Genomic DNA, 21,578 nt, shown 5'->3' with positions numbered 1-21,578 from the left:
ACCGTCGTGCATTGGAGTAACAATTCAAACGATTGGAAAAACCCAGGTGTAAATAACATCGTTTCCACCGTCTCTAATAATTTGAAAGGTGGAGATATCGTCTTATTACACGCATCCGATTCTGCCCTTCAAACAAATAGAGCTTTACCGCTGCTCCTGCAAAAATTAAAAAGTGATGGATATGAGCAAATACCCGTATCACAACTTATTTCCAACACAAGTACAAAAAGTGAAGATGTGAAATAACTTCGTCCCTACTACTCTTCACGTATAAAAAGCTCTACTACCTTTCAAGAAGGTGGTAGAGCTTTTTTAATCACACCACTCCCAGCAATATAACTGCTGGTGTATAAAACCTCTCTCTATTAAGCAGATTTACTCGTTTTTCCGATTAAACGATGTAATACAAGTAATTGATATGCATTACATAACAATAGCGGTATAACCATTAAATATAACCAATCTGTATCATTAATCCGAAGCGCCGGTACCCATTCAAGAATCGTTACAACAACCATAAAGAACAGAGCTGGCACAAATGCTTTTTTATTTGTTTCTTTACTTTTTACATAAGCAACAATTGCTCCAAACACAAATAATATTCCAGCAACAAGTATGTTATTCCCCAATGAGATTTCCCCATTTGCAATAAGTACAGACCTTAAATACACAAAATCAAATAATACGAATGCAATAAAGAAGAGCTGGACTGCATTCCATAAAGACGATGAGCGAAACATCCCTAGTCCAAAACGATGGATTGTTAAATACGCAAAGAAGCCCATTTGACTTATAACGCTAAAAATAAATCCTACACCCATCAGCCAGAAAGATACCGCTAAAATCTCCTTGCCGTCGAAATTTTGAAAAAATTTATTATACCTGTCCCACTCCAAAACAAAACCAATAATAACTGTGCTAATCCCACCAAGAAACAACGTCGTTAAAAATAGTCGTACCCACTTGCGGCTATTCACAACACATCCCCCATTATCCTTATATTTCTAATTAAATTGTATCAATGACAATTTCAAAAAGCTAGCCATGTTCATGTATAAATTCCTTAAAGATATTTATATTAAAAAGAGAGAACTGTGCTGAAAGGAGTTCCAACTTATGAAACGGATACTATTCATTTTCGTTTCTTCTTTTCTACTTATCGCACTTGTAGCATGCGCACAAGGAAAAGAAACGAAATCCGAACTAGATTACGATCAAACAAAGAAGATGATTGTTGATATTTTAAAAACAGATCAAGGTAAGAAAGCTATTCAAGATGTATTAACTGATGAAAAAATGAAACAAGCACTCATACTAGATGAAACAGTAGTAAAGAAAACGATTGAAGATGCCATGGTATCCGATAAAGGGCAACAATTCTGGGAAAAGCTCTTTAAAGACCCTGAGTTCTCATCAAAGTTTGCTAAAAGTATGGGGAAAGAACAAACCCAATTAATGAAAACCTTATTAAAAGACCCTGAATACCAAGCAGGCGTTATAGAAATTATGAAAAATCCTGAAGTAGAAAAAATGATGTTACAAACAATGAAGAGTAAAGAATACCGTCAATATCTACAACAAGTACTAACAGAAACTGCTGAAAGTCCACTCTTCCAAGCCAAGATGATCGATATCATTAGTAAAGGTGTACAAAAAGCTGAAAAAGGCGGATCTGATAAGAAAGAAGCAGGCGGTGACGGTGGTTCTCAAGGCGAGAAGAAGGAAGAACAGTAAAAATAATAACTATAATAACGAGTGGACAATTTATACATTGTCCACTCGTTATTACTTTATCTTGCTATTAACAGACAAAATGGGCCCCTCTAGTTAAGCGAAAGGTGTACTAGCAACAGATGAACCCCACTGATTAAAGTTTCACTTTATTTTTGTGTAACAGCTGTTTTATCAATTACTGTTTCAGCTATCTTACTATAAATAATGCCGGTTGTATGTGTATCTTCGTATACTGAAGGAGCAAAGTCTTCTTTATTCCAATCAGGTTGTTGTAGCGGAATACGGCCAAGAACATTCGTTTGCAATTCGGCAGCTAACTTATCTCCCCCGCCTCTTCCAAATACATATTCTTTCTCACCAGTTACCTTACTTTCAAAATATGCCATATTCTCAACAACACCGAGAATACTATGTTCAGTGCGTAATGCCATCGCTCCAGCACGCGCTGCTACAAACGCAGCTGTTGGATGCGGCGTCGTTACAATAATCTCTTTGCAAGATGGCAACATTGAGTGCACATCTAACGCAATATCACCTGTGCCTGGTGGCAAATCTAATACTAAATAATCTAAATCGCCCCATTCTACTTCTGTGAAGAAGTGGTTTAACATTTTCCCAAGCATAGGTCCTCTCCAAATAACTGGTGCATTATCCTCTACAAAGAAGCCCATTGAAATTACCTTTACACCTAAACGTTCCACCGGAATTATCTTGTCACCTCTTACGATAGGACGTTTTTCTATCCCCATCATGTCTGGCACACTAAAACCGTAAATGTCCGCATCAATAATACCAACTTTTTTTCCTAAACGAGCTAAAGCAACCGCAAGGTTAACGGAAACGGTTGATTTTCCCACGCCACCTTTTCCACTTGCCACTGCTAAGAATGTCGTTTTTGAATTTGGTGACAATAAAGATTCACTTTGCTCTTCTTCTTGTTCTGGTACAAACTGAGCTAATTCCTCTTCTGTAAATTCTGCAAAACGAAGTCCAACTGTTGCTGCCCCAAGTTCTTTTACTAACTTTACAATTCCAGACTGCAACTGCATTTGTTCCGCTGTACCAGTTTTTACAATTGCAATTTTAACACTCACATGTTCCTTCTCAGGCTTGACTGTTACCTCTTTAATTGCACTTGTTTCTTTTAATGTTTTATGTAAAAACGGATCTACAACTCCTTCTAACGCTTCAACCACTTGTTCTTTCGTTACCATAATTAGCCCAGCCCCCTGTATGAAAAATAACGTAATGTTAATTGAATTTATCTTTGCTTATTCTTGAAATAAATGCGTTTACATTTCCAGTATAACATATTTTCCGAAAACTTCGTTAACGAGAGAAACTCAAAAAAATCCTCCTTATTCTGGAGGATTTCCTTTTTCCGTGAAATAACGCAATATACCACGGTATATTGCAGCTGCTACCTTCTGTTGATATTTCTCCGAATTTAACATATACCTTTCGTTCACATTCGATAAAAAGCCGGCTTCAATTAAAGCACCTGGTGTTTTCGCATACTTCAATAAGTATACGTGAGAGATCGTTTTAGCAGAACGATTCGTATTTTCTAAACTCGTTCTCAATTCAGCCTGTATAAATTTCGCAGCACGTTCATTTTCAATTGAAGAGCGATAGTAGAATGTTTGTGCGCCTTTCGATCCACTACTAGTTAAAGCATTTAAATGAATGCTTGCAAAAAAGTCTATATCCGGTTTATTGATGATTTCTACACGTTTTTTTAAATCCTCTGCTTTACGTCTACTATATGACTTTGTATCTTTGTTAGCTAAATCATAATCTCCCTCACGCGTTAAAATAACTAGTGCACCTTGTTCTTGTAAATAGTCTTGTACCTTTTTTGTAATTTCAAGTGTAATATCCTTTTCTATAATATCCTTTCCACCAACAGCCCCTCCATCTGGTCCACCATGCCCAGCATCTAATACGATTACTTTCCCTGATAAGGGTAAATTCCAAGCTCGCCACGATTTTGTAATTTGAAATTCTTGTTTGACTAAAAAAAACAATACAACCGCAGCGAGTGCAAAAGAGATAATTCGAATTCTCTTCATACCTTTCCTCCTCCAGCTAGTCCCTCTAATTACTTATATGGGACAAGAGGAAAGTTTATGCTTGTCTTAATGAAGCTTTAATCGATATCTTCTTTCACCTTTTTCATATCCTTCTTGCCACCACAATCCTATAAACTGCTGACAAGATTCAAAAAGTAATTCCTCATCTTTCAACTTTATTTCTCGCATAGTCATACTCGTTAAAAATTGAAATAGCGTTTCAGTTAATTGTTGTTCTTCTTCTAAGGCTCTATATTTCACATCAAAGAACGATTCACCATAATAGCCAAATTTACTATATCTCGCTCCTAATAAATAAGATTCTATCCCTAATTCAATACAGTAATCTTCATACTGACGATGAAGCTCTTGCATTTGAAAGGCATCACGAATATTTGAACGCAATGTTTTTAATGATAATTCCCGCAACATCTTCCGCTCGTATTTTAACTGCTTTTCTTTTTGTTTTTCTCGTAAGCTGACAATGACATTCATAGTACTTATAAACCTCCCTAATACGTATTAGTCTAAACTTCTAAAGAAGAAGCATACGCACGGCGGTAGCACTAAAATATTCCAAGCTATAAAAATCACAAAAAAGGAATGAAACATAAAAAAACCCCAACCAAAATGGTTGGGGTTTGTAGTTCGCAAAAATTAACGTTTTGAGAACTGAGGTGCACGACGTGCGCCTTTAAGACCGTATTTTTTACGCTCTTTCATACGTGCGTCACGAGTTAATAGACCTGCACGTTTTAGTGTTAGACGGTATTCTGGATCAGCTTTTAATAAAGCGCGAGAAATACCGTGACGAATAGCACCAGCTTGACCAGTGTATCCACCACCATTTACGTTTACAAGTACATCGTAGTTACCTAAAGTTTCTGTTGCAACTAGAGGTTGTTTCACTACTTCACGTAATGCAGCAAATGGGATATAGTTTTCAAAATCACGACCGTTAATGATAACGCGTCCTTCGCCTGGAACTAGGCGTACGCGCGCTACTGAACTCTTACGACGTCCAGTGCCATAGTATTGAACCTGTGCCAAAGTAAGCCCTCCTTTAATTAATTATCCGCGAAGTTCGTAAACTTCTGGTTTTTGTGCTTGGTGTGGATGCTCTGCTCCAGCATACACGTTAAGTTTCTTAGAAACTTGGCGGCCTAAGCGTCCTTTTGGAAGCATGCCTTTAATTGCAAGCTCTAACATTTGTACAGGGTAGTTTGTACGCATTTCTAGAGCTGTTCTTTGTTTAAGTCCACCTGGGTGGTTAGTGTGACGGTAGTAAATTTTATCGTTTAATTTATTACCTGTTAAATGAATTTTCTCAGCGTTAATAATAATTACATGATCACCCGTGTCAACGTGTGGTGTAAATGTAGGTTTGTTTTTACCGCGTAAAATAGATGCTACTTCCGTAGATAGGCGACCTAAAGTTTGACCTTCAGCATCAACCACATACCATTTACGCTCAACTTCGTTAGCTTTTGCCATAAAAGTCGTACGCATGTGTTTCCCTCCTCGTTATCTTTTCCATAGAAAAAATCTATTGTTTATCTTAAACACGATTTCCTTCCGGGGCTAATCGTGGTTTTAGAAACAATACCATATGTTATGATATACTTTTGAGTTTCTAATGTCAAGCAAATGTTACACCAGGATTAGTTGTTATAGTTTACCTCCCATAGGTAAAGCCCATGACCTGGAGCCATCTTTCCAGCAAACTGACGATTTTGTTTCGCTAAAATCTCTGGAATGCTATCAGGATCAAGCTTTCCTTGCCCTACGTTAAGTAACGTACCAACAATAATTCTGACCATATTATATAAAAATCCATTACCTACAAAACGAAAAATTAATTCATCGTCTTGCTCAATTAACTCGATTTCATAAATTGTTCGCACTTTATCTTTTTTGTCAGTTTTTGCCGAACAAAAAGAAGTGAAATCATGCGTTCCAATAAAATAAGGAATTGCTTTTCTTATTTTTTTGATTTCGAGCGGATATGGATATTGATATACGTAATTTCTACGGAATACATCCGCAGTCTTTGATAATAATACACGGTAACGATATTCTTTTTTCTCAACACCGTAACGTGCATGAAATTCTTCTGTTTTTTTCTCTACTTGCCTAATAACAATATCATCTGGCAACATTGTATTTAAAGCGTTACTCCATTGCCACTCTTCAAGAGACAAAGGAGTATCAAAGTGTATGACTTGTCCTTTTGCATGAACCGTAGAATCTGTTCTACCAGATGCCTGAACACGAACAAGTTCTCCCTTATGCAATTTCTGTAATGCTTTTTCTATCTCTTGTTGAACAGTACGATGCTTCGGCTGAATTTGATAACCACAAAAATGCATGCCATCATATGCAACCGTACATTTTATTCTATCCATTTCTCTATTCTCCATTACGATCGCACCCATGCCAAAATACAAGCTAAACAAAATAAGCTTACAATCGTTACAGTATCGCTTGTTTTCCAGCGTAGTTGCCTAAATTTAGTACGTCCTTCACCACTTTGATATCCACGAGCTTCCATCGCAATTGCTAAGTCCTCTGCACGCTTAAAAGCACTGATAAACAGAGGAACGAGCAGTGAGATAATAGCTTTCATTCTATCTTTTATCGGTCCCCCGGCGAAATCAATACCACGTGATGCTTGTGCTTTCATTATTTTACTCGTTTCATCCATTAATGTCGGAATAAAACGAAGAGAAATTGACATCATTAATGCGATTTCATGAACAGGAACCTTTATACGCTTCAACGGCTTTAATAACGTCTCCAAACCATCTGTAATTTCAATAGGTGTCGTCGTTAACGTTAATAATGTCGTCATTAAAATAATAACGAAGAATCGTACAGAAATGTATATCCCTTGCTCTAATCCTTTTTCATGTATCGAAAACCAACCAAGCTGGAGTAGCACATCCCCCTCTTTATTTGTAAAAATATGCAGGAAAAATGTAAAAAGAAAAATCCATAAAATTGGTTTTAAGCCCGAAAGTACATAACGAATCGGCACTTTTGCAAAAAATAAAGCAATGAGTGCATATAAAAATAAAAATCCATATGAAATCGCATTATTTGCTAAGAAAACAACAAATACATATAAAAAGACAATCAGCAGCTTCGTACGTGGATCAAGTTGATGAATAAGTGAATTCCCCGGGATATATCTCCCAATAATCAACTGCTGCATGATTCATGACCACCTTTTCGTAACACCTGCACAACTTCATGAGTAAGATCCTCTAAAGATAAGGTAGCCTTTGGAATTGAAATACCAAACTTCTCTTCAATTGCACGTTTATACTTTAATGACATAGGAAGATCCACACCAATTTTCTCTAGTTCATCAGCATGTGAAAATACTTCCTCTGCACTTCCTTGCAAAAAGACCGTTCCTTTATGCATAACTACAATCTGCTCCGCATACTGAGCAGCATCCTCCATATTATGCGTTACAAGGATAACTGTAAGCCCCTTCTCCTTATGCAACTTATAAAACATCTGCATAAGTTCGTTCTGCCCTTTTGGATCTAGTCCTGCTGTAGGTTCATCTAATACAAGTACTTCAGGTTCCATCGCCAGTACACCCGCTATAGCAACACGTCTCATTTGTCCACCACTTAATTCAAAAGGAGAACGTGTTAACAGTTCCGGTTCTAGCCCTACAAGTTCTATTGCCTCTCTAGCCTTTTGCTTCGCTTCGTCTCCAGATACCCCAAAATTAGTAGGTCCGAAACAAATATCTTTCTCCACAGTCTCTTCAAATAACTGATGTTCTGGGAATTGAAAGACAACCCCTACTTTTTTACGTAGTGGCTTTAGCTTTTTTTCTTTCTTTCCTGCCGAAATCAAATGTTCACCAATTTGAACTGTACCATTTGTCGGCTGCAATAAACCATTTAAATGTTGAATCATCGTCGACTTACCTGAACCAGTATGACCGATAATGGCATAATAGCCCCCACTTGGAAACGACACGTCTACATCATAAAGTGCGCGTCTTTCAAATGGAGTTTTATATTGATAACGATGTTCTACTTTTTGGAATGTAATCTCCAAAGTTCGTTCACCAAGCTTTCCATTGTAAGATGCGTATTTTGCAAGAGAATTTCATTTCTTTTTAATAATTCTGCTATTTTCACCGAAAACGGTACATCTAAGCCAATTTCTTGGAGCATATGAGAGGACTTGAAAATTTTCTCTGGAGTCCCTTCCTCTAATATTTCTCCCTTATTTAAAATAATGACACGATCTGACTGTGCCGCTTCTTCTAAATCGTGCGTAATTGATAACACGGTAATACCTTTTTGATTAACAAGTTGTCTAACCGTTTCTACTACTTCACGTCTTCCTTGAGGATCTAACATTGACGTTGCTTCATCTAATATTAAAATAGATGGCTGAAGTGCTAAAACGCCTGCTATTGCCACTCGCTGCTTTTGCCCACCAGATAAGGAATGAGGCTCATCATTAAGAAAATCTTCCATACGGACAAGTCGTAAGGCCTGTTCTAATCTTTCAATCATTTGTTCTCTTGGCATTCCGATATTCTCTAAGCCAAATACAACATCATCTTGCACTGTTGTTCCAACAAATTGATTATCCGGATTTTGAAATACCATTCCAATTTGTTTTCGAACATCCCATACCGTTTCCTCTGATAAAACCATTGTATCATTTACTGTAATAGTCCCTGCTTCCGGCAAAAACAAACCATTCAATAATTTTGCAAGTGTAGACTTTCCTGAACCGTTTTGTCCAATAATAGATACCCATTCTCCCTCATATAAGGAAAATGAAACATCTTTTAATGCATACGTGGCTGCCCCAGGATATTGAAATGATATATTTTCTATCCGAAGTTTCTCTTTTTTCAATAGAAGGCACCCTTTCCTTCGCCAAGTTAGCCTATTTTTTTATATTTAAAAAAAAAGGGCCATGACCAGTTACTTGAAAAGAACTGTCCTGCCCTTTTAATCAGCATTATACTAACTCGATAATTACCATTGGTGCTGCGTCTCCGCGACGTGGACCAATTTTTGCAATACGAGTGTATCCGCCTTGGCGCTCAGCATAGCGTGGAGCTACATCAGCGAATAATTTTTGAAGTGCATCTTGACCAGTCTCAGCGTTAGCAACTTCATTGCGAATGAAAGCTGCTGCTTGACGACGAGCATGAAGATCTCCGCGTTTACCTAAAGTGATCATTTTTTCCACTACAGAACGAAGTTCTTTTGCACGAGTTTCTGTCGTTTGGATGCGCTCGTTGATAATTAAATCAGTAGCTAAATCACGTAACATAGCTTTACGTTGCGCACTTGTACGGCCTAATTTTCTGTATGCCATTCGTAGTTCCCTCCTTTGTTGATGGGTTTAAATCCTCAGTCGTCTTTACGTAAACCTAAACCTAATTCCTCAAGTTTATGTTTAACTTCTTCTAAGGATTTACGTCCTAAGTTACGAACTTTCATCATATCTTCTTCTGTTTTGTTCGCAAGCTCTTGTACAGTATTAATTCCTGCACGTTTTAGGCAATTATAAGAACGAACAGAAAGATCTAGTTCTTCGATAGTCATCTCAAGAACTTTCTCTTTTTGATCTTCTTCCTTCTCGACCATAATCTCAGCATTTTGTGCTTCATCAGTTAAACCAACAAAGATATTTAAATGCTCAGTTAAGATTTTGGCACCTAAAGAGATAGCTTCTTTTGGCCCGATGCTTCCATCCGTCCATACATCAAGCGTAAGCTTATCATAATTAGCCACTTGTCCGACACGTGTCTTTTCCACTTGGTAAGTTACACGTGATACTGGAGTATAAATAGAATCAATAGGAATTACTCCTATTGGTTGATCTTCGCTTTTATTTGCATCAGCTGGCGTATACCCACGGCCACGCTTTGCAGTTAAACGCATGCGGAAATGCGCATTTTTTGCTAACGTTGCAATGTGTAAATCTGGATTTAAGATTTCTACATCACTATCGTGAGTAATATCAGCAGCTGTGACAATACCTTCGCCCTGTACATCAATTTCCAACGTCTTCTCTTCTTCAGAGTAGATTTTAAGAGCTAACTTTTTCAAGTTTAAGATGATCGTCGTAACGTCTTCTACTACGCCCTCAACTGTTGAAAATTCATGCAATACGCCATCGATTTGGATAGCAGTAACAGCGGCACCAGGGAGTGAGGATAAAAGAATACGACGTAAGGAGTTACCCAAAGTAGTACCATATCCACGCTCAAGCGGTTCAATTACGAATTTACCATATTTAGCATCTTCGTTAAGTTCAACCGTTTCGATTTTCGGCTTTTCGATTTCAATCATTAACTAAACCCTCCTTCAAAACGTCGAAACCCCGGTTAAACAAAGGTATAACCCCTGTCTAACCGAAAGTCCCCCTTAGGCAGTTCCCGATTGTGCACAACAAGCGATGTTTCTGTACGAAATTTCTCGATAATGCATCATATCCATTATAGACAAAAGGGAAAATTCTATACAGAAAAATTACACACGACGACGTTTTGGCGGACGACATCCATTATGAGGAACTGGAGTAACATCTCTAATTGCTGTTACTTCTAGACCTGCAGCTTGAAGAGCACGAATTGCAGCTTCACGACCAGCACCAGGACCTTTAACAGTAACCTCTAAAGTTTTTAAACCGTGCTCCATTGCAACTTTAGCAGCAGCTTCAGCAGCCATTTGCGCAGCGAATGGAGTAGATTTACGAGATCCACGGAAACCAAGTGCACCAGCACTAGACCAAGAAAGTGCGTTACCGTGAGTATCTGTAAGTGTTACGATTGTGTTGTTGAAAGTAGAACGAATATGAGCTATACCAGCTTCGATATTCTTTTTCACACGTTTTTTACGAGTGTTTGTTTTACGTGCCATTGTTAGTTCAACCTCCTTTACTTATTATTTCTTTTTATTTGCTACTGTACGACGTGGACCTTTACGTGTACGAGCATTGTTTTTAGAATTTTGACCACGAACTGGTAAACCACGACGGTGACGAAGACCACGGTAAGAACCGATCTCCATTAGACGTTTAATGTTAAGAGATACTTCACGACGAAGGTCTCCCTCAACTTTAATACGATCGATAACATCACGGATACGTCCTAATTCGTCTTCCGTTAAATCACGAACTCGTGTTTCTGAAGAAATACCAGCTTCAGTAAGAATTTTTTCAGCAGTTGTGCGACCAATGCCGAATACGTAAGTTAAAGAAATAACAACGCGTTTGTCTCGAGGAATATCTACACCTGCGATACGTGCCATTCTGAATGCACCTCCTTCTGATTAACCTTGTTTTTGTTTATGTTTAGGGTTTTCACAAATAACCATTACTTTTCCACGTCTACGAATAACTTTACATTTTTCGCAGATTGGTTTAACTGACGGTCTTACTTTCATGTCTCGAACCTCCTTAAAGATTACGGAGTGCTATATTATTTAAAACGGTACGTAATACGACCACGATTTAAATCGTACGGAGATAATTCTACCGTAACTTTGTCTCCTGGTAAAATACGAATGAAGTTCATACGGATTTTACCAGAAACGTGAGCCAATACGACATGCCCATTCTCTAATTCTACTTTGAACATAGCATTTGGCAACGTTTCAAGAACGGTACCTTCGACTTCAATTACATCATCTTTAGCCATTCAATAGTTCTCCCTTCTTCAAATCAGTAACATTTTACACTGCTCTGAAATCCCGGAGAGCCAGCTACTTATAAAGTGGTAAGGATTTCGTATCCTGCTTCTGTAAGAGCAATCGTGTGCTCAAAATGGGCACACCATTTACCATCTACCGTTACCACTGTCCAGTCATCAGATAGTGTTTTTACATATCGTCTTCCTTGATTCACCATCGGCTCAACACAGATGACCATTCCCGGCTTTAATCTAGGGCCTCTATTTGGTGGACCATAGTGCGGGATTTGAGGGTCCTCATGTAAGTCTTGCCCGATTCCGTGACCAACATACTCCCTAACGATCGATAACCCATTCTCTTCAGCATGGGTTTGAACCGCATGTGAGATATTTGATAATCTTTCGCCTGGTTTTACTTGTTCTAGACCAAGATACAACGATTTTTCTGTGACATCAAGTAGCTTTTGAACAGATTCAGAAATGTTTCCAACTGGATACGTCCATGCAGAATCTCCATGGTACCCATTGTATTTCGCACCAATATCGATACTGATGATATCGCCCTCTTTGAGCTTACGCTTCCCTGGAATTCCGTGTACAAGCTCTTCATTTACAGAAGCACATATGCTCCCCGGAAATCCGTTGTATCCTTTAAAAGATGGCGTAGCACCATATTTTTGAATCGTCTTTTCCGCTATTTGATCGAGCTCTTTCGTTGTAATTCCTGGAGTAATGTGCTGTTTCAACTCTTGATGAGTTAAAGCAACGATTCTGCCAGCTTCTCGCATGATTTCTATCTCGCGAGGAGTTTTGCAGATGATCATTACGCTAAGTCTCCGATGAGAACATCGATATCAGCAAATACTTTATTGATATCTTGCTCACCATTAATGCTTTGCAAGTAACCAAGCTCATCGTAGAAATCAAGCAAAGGTTTTGTTTGCTTAATATTTACATCTAAACGATTTGCTACAGTTTCTTCATTGTCATCAGAGCGTTGGTATAATTCGCCACCACATTTATCGCACACATCAGCTTTTGCTGGTGGATTGAATTCTAAGTGGTAAGTCGCACCGCACTCTTTACAAATGCGACGGCCTGTAAGGCGTTTTAATAACAACCCTGAATCCACATTAATGTTTAAAACATAGTCGATTTTTTTGCCAAGATCTTTCATAATCTCTTCAAGAGCTGATGCTTGTGCAACAGTTCGTGGGAAACCGTCTAGCAAGAAACCTCTTACGCAGTCTTCTTGACTTAAACGTTCACGAACAATTCCGATTGTAACTTCATCTGGAACAAGTGCACCTTTATCAATAAAAGATTTTGCTTGTAGACCCATTTCAGTTTCAGCCTTCATAGCTGCACGGAACATATCTCCTGTTGAAATGTGAGGGATGTTATACTTGGCTACAATCTGTTCGGCTTGTGTACCTTTACCAGCACCAGGAAGCCCCATTAAAATTAAGTTCATCCTTGTTCCCCCTCAGTACATGAGCATGTAGGGAAGATAGTTCTTCCCACTTACTCACTGCTTGATAAACCCTTTGTAATGGCGTTTTACCAGTTGGCTTTCTAGCTGCTTCATTGTTTCTAAAGCAACGCCGACAACGATTAACATACTCGTTCCACCAATCTGTGCAGATGGAGGAAGATTTCCCAATTTCGTAAAGATAACTGGTAAGATTGCAATCGCTGCTAGGAAAATTGATCCTACAAAGGTCAAACGATACAAGATTTTTGTTAGATATTGTTCCGTATTCTTACCCGGACGAATACCTGGAACATATCCACCTTGCTTGTTTAAATTCTCTGACATTTGCTCTGGATTAACCTGAACAAATGCATAGAAATATGTGAAGGCTACAATGAGCGCAACATATATGATCATTCCCACTGGGTGAGAATAGTTAAAGTTTGCAATAATCCACTGCGATACATCATGTTTCGGGAAGAACTGTGCAATAGTTGGAGGCGTAATTAAGAATGAAACAGCAAAAATGACTGGAATAACACCCGCACTATTTACCTTAAGCGGTAAATGTGTGTTTTGTGCTCCAGCATGATTCCCATTCCCTCCTGTTACACGCTTCGCGTATTGAATTGGGATCTTTCTAACAGCTTGTTGAATGAAAATAACACCAACAATAACTGCTAGCACAGCTAGTAAAATCAATGCAACTTTAACGATACTCATGAACAATTGATCTCCGATATTTTGAAACTGTTGTTGATACACTTGAGATATAACACTTGGGATCGCTGCGGCAATACCGCCAAAGATAAGGATGGAAATACCATTACCTACACCTTTAGCTGTAATCTGTTCACCTAACCACATTAAAAATGCAGTACCAGCAGTCAGTACCGTAGCAATGTATAAATAAGTGCTCCAACCAGGATTCAAAATTAATTGCCCACCTACCATACCGTTAAAACCGATTGACATACCAAACCCCTGAATAAACGCAAGAACAATTGTAAAGTAACGCGTGAATTGCGTTAGTTTACGACGGCCCATTTCACCTTGCTTCGACCATTCCGAAAATTTAGGAACAACATCCATCTGCAATAATTGCACGATGATGGATGCTGTAATATACGGCATGATTCCCATCGCAAAGATGGAGAAGTTTTTCAAGGCGCCACCGCCAAATGTATTTAGAATACCTAAAGCATTTAATTGGTCTTGTGCTTTCAGTACGTCTCCATTTGTAAATGGCACTGGGATAAACGTGCCAATCCTGAATACGATTAACATCGCTAAAGTGAATAATATTTTACGTCTTATCTCAGCAACGCGCATAAAGTTGGAGATTGTACGAAACATTAGATCACCTCAACTGATCCGCCAGCTGCTTCAATTGCTTCTTTAGCACTTGAAGAGAACTTGTGCGCTTTAACAGTTAGTTTTTTCTCTACTGCTCCGCTTGCAAGAATTTTAACACCGTCGTTTAACTTGCTGATAACGCCAGTTTCCAGCAATAATTCAGGTGTTACTTCTGTACCATCTTCAAAACGATTTAACGTTGATAAGTTTACAATAGTAAACTCTTTACGGTTAATGTTTGTGAAGCCGCGTTTTGGTAAACGACGGAATAATGGAGTTTGACCACCTTCGAAGCCAAGACGAACACCGCCACCAGAACGTGCGTTTTGTCCTTTATGACCTTTACCAGCAGTTTTACCGTTACCAGAACCGATACCACGACCGACACGGTTACGTACTTTACGAGAACCTTCTGCAGGTTTTAATTCATGAAGTTTCATTCCCAGGCACCTCCTTATATTAATGAGTTATCCTTAAGCTTCTTTTACAGTTAAAAGGTGAGAAACTTTGTTGATCATACCAAGAATAGCAGGAGTTTCTTCCTTAACTACAGTTGAATTCAACTTTTTAAGACCTAAAGCTTCTACCGTCGCACGTTGATCTTGTGGACGACCAATTACACTACGAGTGAGGGTAATTTCTAACTTTTTCGCCATTTGTTTTCCCTCCTTAACCTAGTAGCTCTTCTACAGATTTACCGCGTAATTTTGCAACATCTTCAGCGCGCTTAAGTTCGCTTAATCCGTTCACAGTAGCGCGAATCATGTTGATTGGTGTGTTAGAACCAAGAGATTTCGAAAGAATATCTTGTACACCAGCTAATTCAAGTACCGCACGAACAGGTCCACCAGCAATAACACCAGTACCTTCAGCAGCAGGTTTTAAGAATACTTCACCAGCTCCAAAGTGACCGTTGATTGTGTGTGGAATTGTTGTACCAACTAATGGTACAGCGATTAAGTTTTTCTTAGCGTCTTCGATAGCTTTGCGGATTGCGTCTGGTACCTCTTGTGCTTTACCAGTACCGAATCCAACATGACCGTTTTTATCGCCAACTACAACTAGTGCAGCAAAGCGGAAACGACGACCACCCTTAACAACTTTCGCGACACGATTTATCGTAACTACACGTTCTTCAAGTTCTAATTTACTTGGGTCAATGCGATGCATCAATTTTCCCTCCTTTGACCATTAAAATTGTAATCCAGCCTCACGAGCAGCTTCAGCTAGAGCTTTAACACGGCCATGGTATAAGTAACCACCGCGATCAAATACTACTTCTTTAACGCCTTTCTCTACAGCACGCTTAGCAACTGATTCTCCAACTTTCGTAGCAGCTTCAGTATTGCTAGTACCGTTAAGAGCAAGGTCTTTATCAAGAGTAGATGCACTTACTAACGTTACACCATTCACATCATCAATAACTTGAGCGTAAATATGTTGGTTAGAACGGAACACGTTTAAACGTGGACGCTCTGCAGTACCAGTAAGTTTAGCACGTACACGTGCATGTCTTTTCTTACGAGTCGCATTTTTATCAGCTTTAGTGATCATTCTTGTCACTCCTTTCTCTCACCTAACGGGTTTACTTAGCAGTTTTACCTTCTTTACGACGAACAACTTCGCCTTCGTAACGAATACCTTTACCTTTATAAGGCTCAGGAGCACGTACAGCACGGATGTTAGCAGCAAATTCGCCAACACGTTGCTTGTCGATACCTTTAATTACGATTTTAGTTGGTGCAGGTACTTCAACTTCAAGACCTGCTTCCGGAGTCATTTCTACTGGATGAGAATAACCTACGCTTAAAACAAGTTTATCTCCTTGTTTTTGAGCACGGTAACCAACACCGACTAATTCAAGTCCGCGTGCGAAACCTGCAGTTACACCTTCAACCATGTTTCCGATTAAAGCACGAGTTGTACCGTGTAATGCACGGTGTTCCTTCTGTTCAGATGGACGCTCAACTGTTAGTGTATTTTCTTCAATTTTGATAGACATATCAGCATTGAATTTACGAGTTAATTCACCTTTAGGGCCTTTTACTGTTACAGTATTGTCTTCTGCAATTGTAATAGTAACACCTGCAGGGATTTCAAGAATCTTTTTACCAATACGAGACATGTGGTCACACCTCCGTTCGTTTTAAATATATATTACCAAACGTATGCTACTACTTCTCCACCAGTTTGTAATTGACGAGCGTCTTTGTCTGTCATTACTCCCTTAGATGTAGAAACAAGAGCGATACCTAATCCGTTAAGTACACGTGGTACTTCGTCAGCTTTAGCGTAAACGCGTAAGCCAGGTTTACTGATACGTTTTAATCCAGTGATTACACGTTCATTGTTTGCACCATATTTCAGGAAAATACGAAGGATACCTTGTTTGTTATCCTCGATGTATTCTACATCACGAATGAAACCTTCACGTTTTAAAAGTTCAGCGATCTCTTTTTTGATTTTAGAAGCAGGAACCTCTAATTTCTCATGACGTACCATGTTCGCATTACGGATGCGAGTAAGCATGTCTGCAATTGGATCTGTCATCACCATGTGTTTTACCTCCTTCCCATTTGTGGGTTTTACCAACTAGCTTTTTTAACACCAGGAATTTGACCTTTATATGCAAGTTCACGGAAACAAATACGGCAAAGTTTAAATTTGCGGTATACAGAATGCGGACGACCGCAGCGTTCGCAACGTGTATACTCTTGTACTTTAAACTTAGGAGTACGCTTTTGTTTCGCTATCATAGATTTTTTAGCCACGTTTTCGCCTCCTCTACTTAGCGTTGGCTTCCATTATTTTTGGAATGGCATACCGAATTGTGTTAAAAGTTCACGAGCTTCTTCATCAGTTTTCGCTGTAGTAACGATTACGATGTCCATACCGCGGACTTTGCTTACTTTATCATAATCAATCTCAGGGAAGATAAGTTGCTCTTTAACACCTAATGTGTAGTTCCCACGACCATCGAATGATTTCTTAGAAACACCACGGAAATCACGTACACGTGGTAAAGAAACCGATACTAATTTGTCGAAGAACTCATACATTTGCTCGCCGCGTAAAGTTACTTTCGCACCGATTGGCATACCTTCACGAAGACGGAAACCAGCGATTGATTTTTTAGCACGAGTTACAACAGGTTTTTGACCTGCGATTTGTGTTAATTCTTCTACTGCATTGTCTAAAGCTTTTGAGTTAGATACCGCGTCACCAACACCAGTGTTGATTACGATCTTTTCGATTTTCGGTACTTCCATCACAGATTTATAGTTAAACTTGCTCACTAGAGCAGGAGTAATTTCCTTTTGGAACTTCTCTTTAAGGCGATTCAATGAAGTGACCTCCTTTCTTAAGAAAATTATTTATCTAATAATTCACCAGATTTTTTTGCAATACGAACTTTTTTACCATCTTCTACTTTGAAGCCTACACGAGTAGGTTCACCTGTTTTCGGATCTAAAATCATAACGTTAGAAACGTGAATAGGTGCTTCTTTAGTAATAATTCCACCTTGTGGATTTAATTGAGATGGCTTAGAGTGCTTCTTAACGATATTGACACCCTCAACGATAACACGGTTTTGCTTTGGGAAAGCCACAAGGATAACGCCTTGTTTTCCTTTGTCTTTACCAGTGATTACCTGTACTTTATCACCTTTTTTTACATGCATCTTAATTCTGCACCTCCTTAGCAAGGCAATACCTTAAATTATAGAACTTCTGGAGCTAAAGAAACGATCTTCATGAAGTTGCTATCACGTAATTCACGAGCTACTGGTCCGAAGATACGAGTACCACGTGGGCTCTTATCGTCTTTAATGATAACCGCTGCGTTTTCATCAAATTTGATGTAAGAACCGTCCGGACGACGAGCTCCGCTCTTCGTACGTACTACTACCGCTTTAACAACGTCACCTTTTTTAACAACGCCACCTGGTGTTGCTTGTTTTACCGTAGCAACGATAATGTCACCAATGTTAGCATATTTACGACCAGAGCCGCCTAATACTTTAATTGTTAAAAGTTCACGTGCACCAGAGTTGTCAGCAACTTTCAAACGAGATTCTTGTTGGATCATGTTATGAAACCTCCCTTCGGACTAAAAATTCCGATTCGTCTATTTAGATAATAACCGCTTCTTCAACGATTTCAACTAAACGGAAACGCTTAGTAGCAGAAAGCGGGCGAGTTTCCATGATTTTAACGATATCGCCAAGTTTCGCTTGGTTTTGCTCATCATGGGCTTTGTACTTCTTAGAATACTTAACACGTTTTCCGTACAAGGAATGAGTTTTGTAAGTTTCAACTAAAACTGTAATCGTTTTGTCCATTTTGTCAGACACTACACGACCAGTATAAACTTTGCGTTGGTTACGTTCGCTCACTATGCAAACCTCCCCTCAATTTATCGATTAATTCCGATCTCTCTTTCACGAACTACAGTTTTCATACGAGCAATTGCTTTACGCACTTCACGAATGCGAGTTGGATTCTCTAATTGTCCTGTAGCAAGTTGGAAGCGAAGATTAAACAACTCTTCCTTTAAAGCTTTAACTTTTGTTTCGATTTCGGCAGTGGTTAATTCACGAATATCATTAGTTTTCATTAGATTCACCACCATTTTCTTCACGTTTTACGAATTTACATTTCACAGGTAACTTGTGAGCTGCAAGACGTAATGCTTCGCGTGCTACCTCTTCAGATACACCCGCGATTTCGAACATAATTTTCCCAGGTTTTACTACTGCTACCCAGCCTTCTGGTGCCCCTTTACCGGAACCCATACGTACTTCTAGAGGTTTTGCAGTGTAAGGTTTAGAAGGGAAAATTTTAATCCATACTTTACCGCCACGTTTCATGTAACGAGTCATTGCACGACGAGCAGCTTCGATTTGACGGTTTGTAATCCATGAAGCAGCTTGTGCTTGTAAACCGAATTCACCGAAAGCAATTTCAGTTCCACCTTTAGCACGACCACGCATTTTACCACGATGCTCTCTACGATATTTTACGCGTTTTGGCATTAACATATTATTTTCCTCCTTCCTCAGAAGCTTTCTTTTTTGTAGGAAGGACTTCTCCACGGTAGATCCATACTTTTACGCCTAATTTACCGTATGTTGTATCAGCTTCAACTGCTGCATAGTCAATATCAGCGCGAAGTGTATGAAGTGGAACAGTTCCTTCACTGTAAGATTCTGCACGAGCGATATCAGCTCCGCCAAGACGACCAGAAACCTGTGTTTTAATACCTTTAGCACCTGCACGCATAGCACGTTGAATAACTTGCTTTTGTGCACGACGGAATGATACACGGTTTTCTAATTGACGAGCGATGTTTTCGCCTACTAATTTAGCGTTAAGATCAGCTCTCTTAACTTCTAAAATGTTGATGTGTACACGCTTGCCTGTTAATTGGTTAAGAGCTTTACGAAGTGCTTCAACTTCAGTACCACCTTTACCAATTACCATACCAGGTTTTGCTGTGTGAATTGTAACATTTACACGATTTGCTGCACGTTCGATTTCTACTTTAGCAACAGCAGAATCTTTTAAGCGTACATTAATGTACTCACGGATTTTGATGTCTTCATGTAATAATGTAGCGTAATCTTTCTCAGCGAACCAACGAGATTCCCAGTCACGGATAACACCGACACGAAGACCAATTGGATTAACCTTTTGACCCATCGATTATCCCTCCTTCTTTTCTGATACCACAACTGTGATGTGGCTTGTGCGTTTGTTAATTTGGCTTGCACGACCCATTGCACGTGGACGGAAACGTTTCAACGTTGGACCTTCGTCAACGAAAACTTTTTCAACAACTAGGTTGTTAATGTCCATCTCATAATTGTGCTCTGCATTTGCGATTGCAGATTTTAAAACTTTTTCTACAACTGGAGAAGCAGTTTTTGGTGTGTGGTTAAGGATAGCAATCGCTTCACCCACTTGCTTACCTCGGATTAAGTCTACTACTAAACGAACTTTACGAGGAGCAATACGAACTGTTCTCGCTACTGCTTTAGCTTGCATTGAAGTGCCTCCTCTCATTATCTTCTAGTTTTCTTATCGTCAGCAAGGTGACCTTTATACGTACGAGTTGGTGCGAATTCACCTAACTTATGGCCAACCATATCCTCAGTGATGTACACAGGTACGTGTTTACGACCATCATATACAGCGATTGTGTGTCCGATGAACTGAGGGAAGATTGTTGAACGGCGAGACCAAGTTTTAACAACTTGTTTTTGCTCAGATGCAACTAATTTTTCCATTTTGCTCATTAAGTGATCATCGACAAATGGTCCTTTTTTTAAGCTACGAGCCATTTTGGTGCCTCCCTTCGTGATTGGCGTACGGTTCTAGAAATGAACCGTACTACAATCCCATTATTTTTTACGACGACGAACGATAAATTTGTCAGACGCTTTGTTTTTCTTACGAGTCTTGAATCCAAGAGTTGGTTTACCCCATGGAGACATTGGAGACTTACGTCCGATTGGAGAACGACCTTCACCACCACCGTGTGGGTGATCAACTGGGTTCATTACAGAACCACGAACTGTTGGGCGTTTACCTAACCAGCGAGAGCGACCTGCTTTACCGATTTTGATAAGTTCATGTTGTTCGTTACCTACTTGACCGATTGAAGCGCGACAAGCAGATAATACAAGACGTACTTCACCAGAAGTTAAACGTACAAGTACGTATTTACCTTCTTTACCAAGTACTTGAGCAGATGTACCAGCAGAACGAACTAATTGTCCGCCACGACCAGGCTTAAGCTCGATGTTATGAACAACAGTACCTACTGGAATGTTGATTAATGGTAATGCGTTACCGATTTTGATGTCAGCTTCTGGGCCAGACATAACTTCCATACCTACTTCTAAAGATTTAGGAGCAAGAATGTAACGTTTTTCACCGTCAACGTAGTTAATTAATGCGATATTCGCAGAGCGGTTTGGATCATATTCGATCGTAGCAACGCGTCCTGGAATTCCATCTTTGTTACGCTTAAAGTCGATGATACGGTATTGACGCTTATGTCCGCCACCTTGATGACGTACAGTAATTTTACCTTGGTTATTACGACCAGCCTTTTTGCTTAAAGGAGCAAGTAAAGACTTTTCCGGTCTGTCAGTCGTGATTTCAGCGAAATCATTCGTAGTCATGTTACGACGACCGTTAGTAGTTGGATTATACTTTTTAATTCCCATCTCAATTTCCCTCCTTCT

Annotated in this window: 38 protein-coding genes (1 of these 38 cut by a window edge); 2 read left to right on the top strand and 36 right to left on the bottom strand. The window is 39.2% G+C overall.

Translation table 11 applies throughout. From position 1 onward, the window contains the following. Window positions 1–246, top strand: partial view of a polysaccharide deacetylase family sporulation protein PdaB gene (pdaB, locus tag AC241_RS00870; protein WP_016084014.1) — the 3' portion only. It extends 519 nt beyond the left edge of the window; 246 of the gene's 765 nt are visible here — the last part of the coding sequence; its start codon lies beyond the left edge, outside the window; its stop codon occupies window positions 244–246. Window positions 247–365: 119 nt separating this feature from the next. On the opposite strand, the gene kbaA is transcribed toward pdaB, so the two are convergent. Then, a complete protein-coding gene (gene kbaA, locus AC241_RS00865) occupies window positions 366–977 on the bottom strand; it encodes a KinB signaling pathway activation protein KbaA (RefSeq protein ID WP_016084015.1) in 612 nt (203 codons plus the stop codon). Window positions 978–1,116: 139 nt separating this feature from the next. Here kbaA and gerD point away from each other — a divergent pair, with 139 nt between their 5' ends. Next, window positions 1,117–1,734 carry a spore germination lipoprotein GerD gene (gerD, locus tag AC241_RS00860; protein ID WP_050842394.1) on the top strand — a complete coding sequence of 206 codons (618 nt, stop codon included), beginning with the start codon at window positions 1,117–1,119 and terminating at the stop codon, window positions 1,732–1,734. 146 nt (window positions 1,735–1,880) lie between these two features. Here the strand turns inward: gerD and AC241_RS00855 are convergent, their stop codons facing one another. The 35 genes from AC241_RS00855 to rplB form a co-directional block, all read right to left on the bottom strand. Further along, window positions 1,881–2,948 (bottom strand): Mrp/NBP35 family ATP-binding protein, encoded by a 1,068-nt coding sequence (locus tag AC241_RS00855; RefSeq protein ID WP_016084017.1) that lies wholly within the window; start codon window positions 2,946–2,948, stop codon window positions 1,881–1,883. A gap of 144 nt (window positions 2,949–3,092) precedes the next feature. Then, window positions 3,093–3,806 (bottom strand): N-acetylmuramoyl-L-alanine amidase CwlD, encoded by a 714-nt coding sequence (cwlD, locus tag AC241_RS00850; RefSeq protein WP_000822437.1) that lies wholly within the window; start codon window positions 3,804–3,806, stop codon window positions 3,093–3,095. Between the two features lie 66 nt (window positions 3,807–3,872). Continuing rightward, window positions 3,873–4,301 carry a DUF2521 family protein gene (locus AC241_RS00845; RefSeq protein WP_001101008.1) on the bottom strand — a complete coding sequence of 143 codons (429 nt, stop codon included), beginning with the start codon at window positions 4,299–4,301 and terminating at the stop codon, window positions 3,873–3,875. Between the two features lie 162 nt (window positions 4,302–4,463). Continuing rightward, window positions 4,464–4,856, bottom strand: a complete 393-nt coding sequence (gene rpsI / locus AC241_RS00840) for a 30S ribosomal protein S9 (protein WP_000079986.1) — start codon at window positions 4,854–4,856, stop codon at window positions 4,464–4,466. A 21-nt stretch (window positions 4,857–4,877) separates the two neighbouring features. Further along, on the bottom strand, window positions 4,878–5,315 hold the full coding sequence (rplM, locus tag AC241_RS00835) for a 50S ribosomal protein L13 (RefSeq protein WP_001260795.1): 438 nt from the start codon (window positions 5,313–5,315) through the stop codon (window positions 4,878–4,880). 152 nt (window positions 5,316–5,467) lie between these two features. Next, a complete protein-coding gene (truA, locus tag AC241_RS00830) occupies window positions 5,468–6,211 on the bottom strand; it encodes a tRNA pseudouridine(38-40) synthase TruA (protein ID WP_002094238.1) in 744 nt (247 codons plus the stop codon). Window positions 6,212–6,225: 14 nt separating this feature from the next. Then, the gene (locus tag AC241_RS00825; RefSeq protein ID WP_001186530.1) at window positions 6,226–7,020 is read right to left on the bottom strand and encodes an energy-coupling factor transporter transmembrane component T family protein; all 795 of its coding nucleotides are present in this window, start codon (window positions 7,018–7,020) and stop codon (window positions 6,226–6,228) included. After that, window positions 7,008–7,889 carry an energy-coupling factor ABC transporter ATP-binding protein gene (locus tag AC241_RS00820; protein WP_000406529.1) on the bottom strand — a complete coding sequence of 294 codons (882 nt, stop codon included), beginning with the start codon at window positions 7,887–7,889 and terminating at the stop codon, window positions 7,008–7,010. The genes AC241_RS00825 and AC241_RS00820 overlap by 13 nt, the downstream gene beginning before the upstream one ends. Continuing rightward, a complete protein-coding gene (locus AC241_RS00815) occupies window positions 7,865–8,707 on the bottom strand; it encodes an energy-coupling factor ABC transporter ATP-binding protein (protein ID WP_016084019.1) in 843 nt (280 codons plus the stop codon). The genes AC241_RS00820 and AC241_RS00815 overlap by 25 nt, the downstream gene beginning before the upstream one ends. Before the next feature lie 106 nt (window positions 8,708–8,813). Then, the gene (rplQ, locus tag AC241_RS00810) at window positions 8,814–9,176 is read right to left on the bottom strand and encodes a 50S ribosomal protein L17 (protein WP_000331490.1); all 363 of its coding nucleotides are present in this window, start codon (window positions 9,174–9,176) and stop codon (window positions 8,814–8,816) included. A gap of 35 nt (window positions 9,177–9,211) precedes the next feature. Beyond that, window positions 9,212–10,156 carry a DNA-directed RNA polymerase subunit alpha gene (locus AC241_RS00805; protein WP_000569644.1) on the bottom strand — a complete coding sequence of 315 codons (945 nt, stop codon included), beginning with the start codon at window positions 10,154–10,156 and terminating at the stop codon, window positions 9,212–9,214. Window positions 10,157–10,336: 180 nt separating this feature from the next. Further along, window positions 10,337–10,726 (bottom strand): 30S ribosomal protein S11, encoded by a 390-nt coding sequence (gene rpsK, locus AC241_RS00800; RefSeq protein WP_000101797.1) that lies wholly within the window; start codon window positions 10,724–10,726, stop codon window positions 10,337–10,339. Between the two features lie 24 nt (window positions 10,727–10,750). Continuing rightward, the gene (gene rpsM / locus AC241_RS00795) at window positions 10,751–11,116 is read right to left on the bottom strand and encodes a 30S ribosomal protein S13 (protein ID WP_000090792.1); all 366 of its coding nucleotides are present in this window, start codon (window positions 11,114–11,116) and stop codon (window positions 10,751–10,753) included. A 21-nt stretch (window positions 11,117–11,137) separates the two neighbouring features. Next, window positions 11,138–11,251: a 50S ribosomal protein L36 gene (gene rpmJ / locus AC241_RS00790; protein WP_000868344.1), complete on the bottom strand. Its 114-nt coding sequence runs from the start codon at window positions 11,249–11,251 to the stop codon at window positions 11,138–11,140. Window positions 11,252–11,286: 35 nt separating this feature from the next. After that, on the bottom strand, window positions 11,287–11,505 hold the full coding sequence (infA, locus tag AC241_RS00785) for a translation initiation factor IF-1 (RefSeq protein ID WP_001029884.1): 219 nt from the start codon (window positions 11,503–11,505) through the stop codon (window positions 11,287–11,289). A gap of 68 nt (window positions 11,506–11,573) precedes the next feature. Next, window positions 11,574–12,320 (bottom strand): type I methionyl aminopeptidase, encoded by a 747-nt coding sequence (gene map, locus AC241_RS00780; protein WP_016084021.1) that lies wholly within the window; start codon window positions 12,318–12,320, stop codon window positions 11,574–11,576. Beyond that, a complete protein-coding gene (locus tag AC241_RS00775; protein ID WP_016084022.1) occupies window positions 12,320–12,970 on the bottom strand; it encodes an adenylate kinase in 651 nt (216 codons plus the stop codon). Before AC241_RS00775 ends, map begins: the two co-directional genes overlap by 1 nt. Before the next feature lie 54 nt (window positions 12,971–13,024). Then, a complete protein-coding gene (gene secY / locus AC241_RS00770; protein WP_000490118.1) occupies window positions 13,025–14,326 on the bottom strand; it encodes a preprotein translocase subunit SecY in 1,302 nt (433 codons plus the stop codon). Then, window positions 14,326–14,766: a 50S ribosomal protein L15 gene (gene rplO, locus AC241_RS00765; RefSeq protein WP_000766083.1), complete on the bottom strand. Its 441-nt coding sequence runs from the start codon at window positions 14,764–14,766 to the stop codon at window positions 14,326–14,328. The genes secY and rplO overlap by 1 nt, the downstream gene beginning before the upstream one ends. 33 nt (window positions 14,767–14,799) lie before the next feature. Further along, window positions 14,800–14,982, bottom strand: coding sequence for a 50S ribosomal protein L30 (gene rpmD / locus AC241_RS00760; RefSeq protein ID WP_001085233.1), 183 nt, complete (start codon window positions 14,980–14,982; stop codon window positions 14,800–14,802). Window positions 14,983–14,995: 13 nt separating this feature from the next. After that, window positions 14,996–15,496, bottom strand: a complete 501-nt coding sequence (rpsE, locus tag AC241_RS00755) for a 30S ribosomal protein S5 (protein ID WP_000554646.1) — start codon at window positions 15,494–15,496, stop codon at window positions 14,996–14,998. A 21-nt stretch (window positions 15,497–15,517) separates the two neighbouring features. Continuing rightward, the gene (gene rplR / locus AC241_RS00750) at window positions 15,518–15,880 is read right to left on the bottom strand and encodes a 50S ribosomal protein L18 (protein WP_000628818.1); all 363 of its coding nucleotides are present in this window, start codon (window positions 15,878–15,880) and stop codon (window positions 15,518–15,520) included. Between the two features lie 31 nt (window positions 15,881–15,911). Beyond that, window positions 15,912–16,451 carry a 50S ribosomal protein L6 gene (gene rplF, locus AC241_RS00745; RefSeq protein ID WP_000086551.1) on the bottom strand — a complete coding sequence of 180 codons (540 nt, stop codon included), beginning with the start codon at window positions 16,449–16,451 and terminating at the stop codon, window positions 15,912–15,914. Window positions 16,452–16,483: 32 nt separating this feature from the next. After that, the gene (gene rpsH / locus AC241_RS00740; RefSeq protein WP_000245511.1) at window positions 16,484–16,882 is read right to left on the bottom strand and encodes a 30S ribosomal protein S8; all 399 of its coding nucleotides are present in this window, start codon (window positions 16,880–16,882) and stop codon (window positions 16,484–16,486) included. 29 nt (window positions 16,883–16,911) lie between these two features. Beyond that, the gene (gene rpsN, locus AC241_RS00735) at window positions 16,912–17,097 is read right to left on the bottom strand and encodes a 30S ribosomal protein S14 (RefSeq protein ID WP_001085700.1); all 186 of its coding nucleotides are present in this window, start codon (window positions 17,095–17,097) and stop codon (window positions 16,912–16,914) included. A gap of 33 nt (window positions 17,098–17,130) precedes the next feature. Beyond that, window positions 17,131–17,670, bottom strand: a complete 540-nt coding sequence (gene rplE, locus AC241_RS00730; RefSeq protein WP_001080829.1) for a 50S ribosomal protein L5 — start codon at window positions 17,668–17,670, stop codon at window positions 17,131–17,133. 26 nt (window positions 17,671–17,696) lie between these two features. Beyond that, window positions 17,697–18,008 (bottom strand): 50S ribosomal protein L24, encoded by a 312-nt coding sequence (gene rplX, locus AC241_RS00725; RefSeq protein ID WP_000558200.1) that lies wholly within the window; start codon window positions 18,006–18,008, stop codon window positions 17,697–17,699. Between the two features lie 38 nt (window positions 18,009–18,046). Then, window positions 18,047–18,415 carry a 50S ribosomal protein L14 gene (rplN, locus tag AC241_RS00720; RefSeq protein ID WP_000615912.1) on the bottom strand — a complete coding sequence of 123 codons (369 nt, stop codon included), beginning with the start codon at window positions 18,413–18,415 and terminating at the stop codon, window positions 18,047–18,049. A 43-nt stretch (window positions 18,416–18,458) separates the two neighbouring features. Then, complete coding sequence (rpsQ, locus tag AC241_RS00715) at window positions 18,459–18,722, bottom strand: 30S ribosomal protein S17 (protein WP_000004106.1); 264 nt, start codon at window positions 18,720–18,722, stop codon at window positions 18,459–18,461. A 20-nt stretch (window positions 18,723–18,742) separates the two neighbouring features. Beyond that, the gene (gene rpmC / locus AC241_RS00710) at window positions 18,743–18,943 is read right to left on the bottom strand and encodes a 50S ribosomal protein L29 (protein ID WP_000855718.1); all 201 of its coding nucleotides are present in this window, start codon (window positions 18,941–18,943) and stop codon (window positions 18,743–18,745) included. Beyond that, window positions 18,933–19,367, bottom strand: coding sequence for a 50S ribosomal protein L16 (rplP, locus tag AC241_RS00705; protein WP_000928969.1), 435 nt, complete (start codon window positions 19,365–19,367; stop codon window positions 18,933–18,935). Before rplP ends, rpmC begins: the two co-directional genes overlap by 11 nt. A 1-nt stretch (window position 19,368) precedes the next feature. Further along, on the bottom strand, window positions 19,369–20,028 hold the full coding sequence (gene rpsC, locus AC241_RS00700) for a 30S ribosomal protein S3 (protein WP_000529956.1): 660 nt from the start codon (window positions 20,026–20,028) through the stop codon (window positions 19,369–19,371). 3 nt (window positions 20,029–20,031) lie between these two features. Next, the gene (gene rplV, locus AC241_RS00695) at window positions 20,032–20,373 is read right to left on the bottom strand and encodes a 50S ribosomal protein L22 (protein ID WP_001148024.1); all 342 of its coding nucleotides are present in this window, start codon (window positions 20,371–20,373) and stop codon (window positions 20,032–20,034) included. Between the two features lie 17 nt (window positions 20,374–20,390). Further along, window positions 20,391–20,669 (bottom strand): 30S ribosomal protein S19, encoded by a 279-nt coding sequence (gene rpsS, locus AC241_RS00690; RefSeq protein ID WP_000124454.1) that lies wholly within the window; start codon window positions 20,667–20,669, stop codon window positions 20,391–20,393. A gap of 60 nt (window positions 20,670–20,729) precedes the next feature. Further along, a complete protein-coding gene (gene rplB / locus AC241_RS00685; protein ID WP_000511583.1) occupies window positions 20,730–21,560 on the bottom strand; it encodes a 50S ribosomal protein L2 in 831 nt (276 codons plus the stop codon). Window positions 21,561–21,578: the final 18 nt, after the last annotated feature.

Origin of the sequence: Bacillus thuringiensis (assembly GCF_001182785.1) — a bacterium.
Lineage (GTDB): Bacteria > Bacillota > Bacilli > Bacillales > Bacillaceae_G > Bacillus_A > Bacillus_A thuringiensis_S.
The sequence above is the reverse complement of the archived record's forward strand: the minus strand, read 5'-3'. Positions and strand labels throughout refer to the sequence as shown.

Coding starts and splice junctions, on each gene's coding strand:
- rplV (WP_001148024.1), bottom strand. CDS start 20,373: ATGCAAGCTAAAGCAGTAGCGAGAACAGTTCGTATTGCTCCTCGTAAA.
- rpsS (WP_000124454.1), bottom strand. CDS start 20,669: ATGGCTCGTAGCTTAAAAAAAGGACCATTTGTCGATGATCACTTAATG.
- rplB (WP_000511583.1), bottom strand. CDS start 21,560: ATGGGAATTAAAAAGTATAATCCAACTACTAACGGTCGTCGTAACATG.
- AC241_RS00805 (WP_000569644.1), bottom strand. CDS start 10,156: ATGATTGAAATCGAAAAGCCGAAAATCGAAACGGTTGAACTTAACGAA.
- rplF (WP_000086551.1), bottom strand. CDS start 16,451: ATGTCTCGTATTGGTAAAAAGATTCTTGAAATCCCTGCAGGTGTTACT.
- cwlD (WP_000822437.1), bottom strand. CDS start 3,806: ATGAAGAGAATTCGAATTATCTCTTTTGCACTCGCTGCGGTTGTATTG.
- gerD (WP_050842394.1), top strand. CDS start 1,117: ATGAAACGGATACTATTCATTTTCGTTTCTTCTTTTCTACTTATCGCA.
- AC241_RS00825 (WP_001186530.1), bottom strand. CDS start 7,020: ATGCAGCAGTTGATTATTGGGAGATATATCCCGGGGAATTCACTTATT.
- rpmC (WP_000855718.1), bottom strand. CDS start 18,943: ATGAAAACTAATGATATTCGTGAATTAACCACTGCCGAAATCGAAACA.
- rplO (WP_000766083.1), bottom strand. CDS start 14,766: ATGAAACTTCATGAATTAAAACCTGCAGAAGGTTCTCGTAAAGTACGT.
- map (WP_016084021.1), bottom strand. CDS start 12,320: ATGATCATCTGCAAAACTCCTCGCGAGATAGAAATCATGCGAGAAGCT.
- truA (WP_002094238.1), bottom strand. CDS start 6,211: ATGGATAGAATAAAATGTACGGTTGCATATGATGGCATGCATTTTTGT.
- rplX (WP_000558200.1), bottom strand. CDS start 18,008: ATGCATGTAAAAAAAGGTGATAAAGTACAGGTAATCACTGGTAAAGAC.
- AC241_RS00855 (WP_016084017.1), bottom strand. CDS start 2,948: ATGGTAACGAAAGAACAAGTGGTTGAAGCGTTAGAAGGAGTTGTAGAT.
- rpsK (WP_000101797.1), bottom strand. CDS start 10,726: ATGGCACGTAAAACAAACACTCGTAAAAAACGTGTGAAAAAGAATATC.
- AC241_RS00845 (WP_001101008.1), bottom strand. CDS start 4,301: ATGAATGTCATTGTCAGCTTACGAGAAAAACAAAAAGAAAAGCAGTTA.
- rpsH (WP_000245511.1), bottom strand. CDS start 16,882: ATGGTGATGACAGATCCAATTGCAGACATGCTTACTCGCATCCGTAAT.
- rpmD (WP_001085233.1), bottom strand. CDS start 14,982: ATGGCGAAAAAGTTAGAAATTACCCTCACTCGTAGTGTAATTGGTCGT.
- rpsE (WP_000554646.1), bottom strand. CDS start 15,496: ATGCATCGCATTGACCCAAGTAAATTAGAACTTGAAGAACGTGTAGTT.
- rpmJ (WP_000868344.1), bottom strand. CDS start 11,251: ATGAAAGTAAGACCGTCAGTTAAACCAATCTGCGAAAAATGTAAAGTT.
- AC241_RS00775 (WP_016084022.1), bottom strand. CDS start 12,970: ATGAACTTAATTTTAATGGGGCTTCCTGGTGCTGGTAAAGGTACACAA.
- rplP (WP_000928969.1), bottom strand. CDS start 19,367: ATGTTAATGCCAAAACGCGTAAAATATCGTAGAGAGCATCGTGGTAAA.
- rpsC (WP_000529956.1), bottom strand. CDS start 20,028: ATGGGTCAAAAGGTTAATCCAATTGGTCTTCGTGTCGGTGTTATCCGT.
- rplM (WP_001260795.1), bottom strand. CDS start 5,315: ATGCGTACGACTTTTATGGCAAAAGCTAACGAAGTTGAGCGTAAATGG.
- rplN (WP_000615912.1), bottom strand. CDS start 18,415: ATGATCCAACAAGAATCTCGTTTGAAAGTTGCTGACAACTCTGGTGCA.
- secY (WP_000490118.1), bottom strand. CDS start 14,326: ATGTTTCGTACAATCTCCAACTTTATGCGCGTTGCTGAGATAAGACGT.
- rplQ (WP_000331490.1), bottom strand. CDS start 9,176: ATGGCATACAGAAAATTAGGCCGTACAAGTGCGCAACGTAAAGCTATG.
- infA (WP_001029884.1), bottom strand. CDS start 11,505: ATGGCTAAAGATGATGTAATTGAAGTCGAAGGTACCGTTCTTGAAACG.
- rpsM (WP_000090792.1), bottom strand. CDS start 11,116: ATGGCACGTATCGCAGGTGTAGATATTCCTCGAGACAAACGCGTTGTT.
- rplR (WP_000628818.1), bottom strand. CDS start 15,880: ATGATCACTAAAGCTGATAAAAATGCGACTCGTAAGAAAAGACATGCA.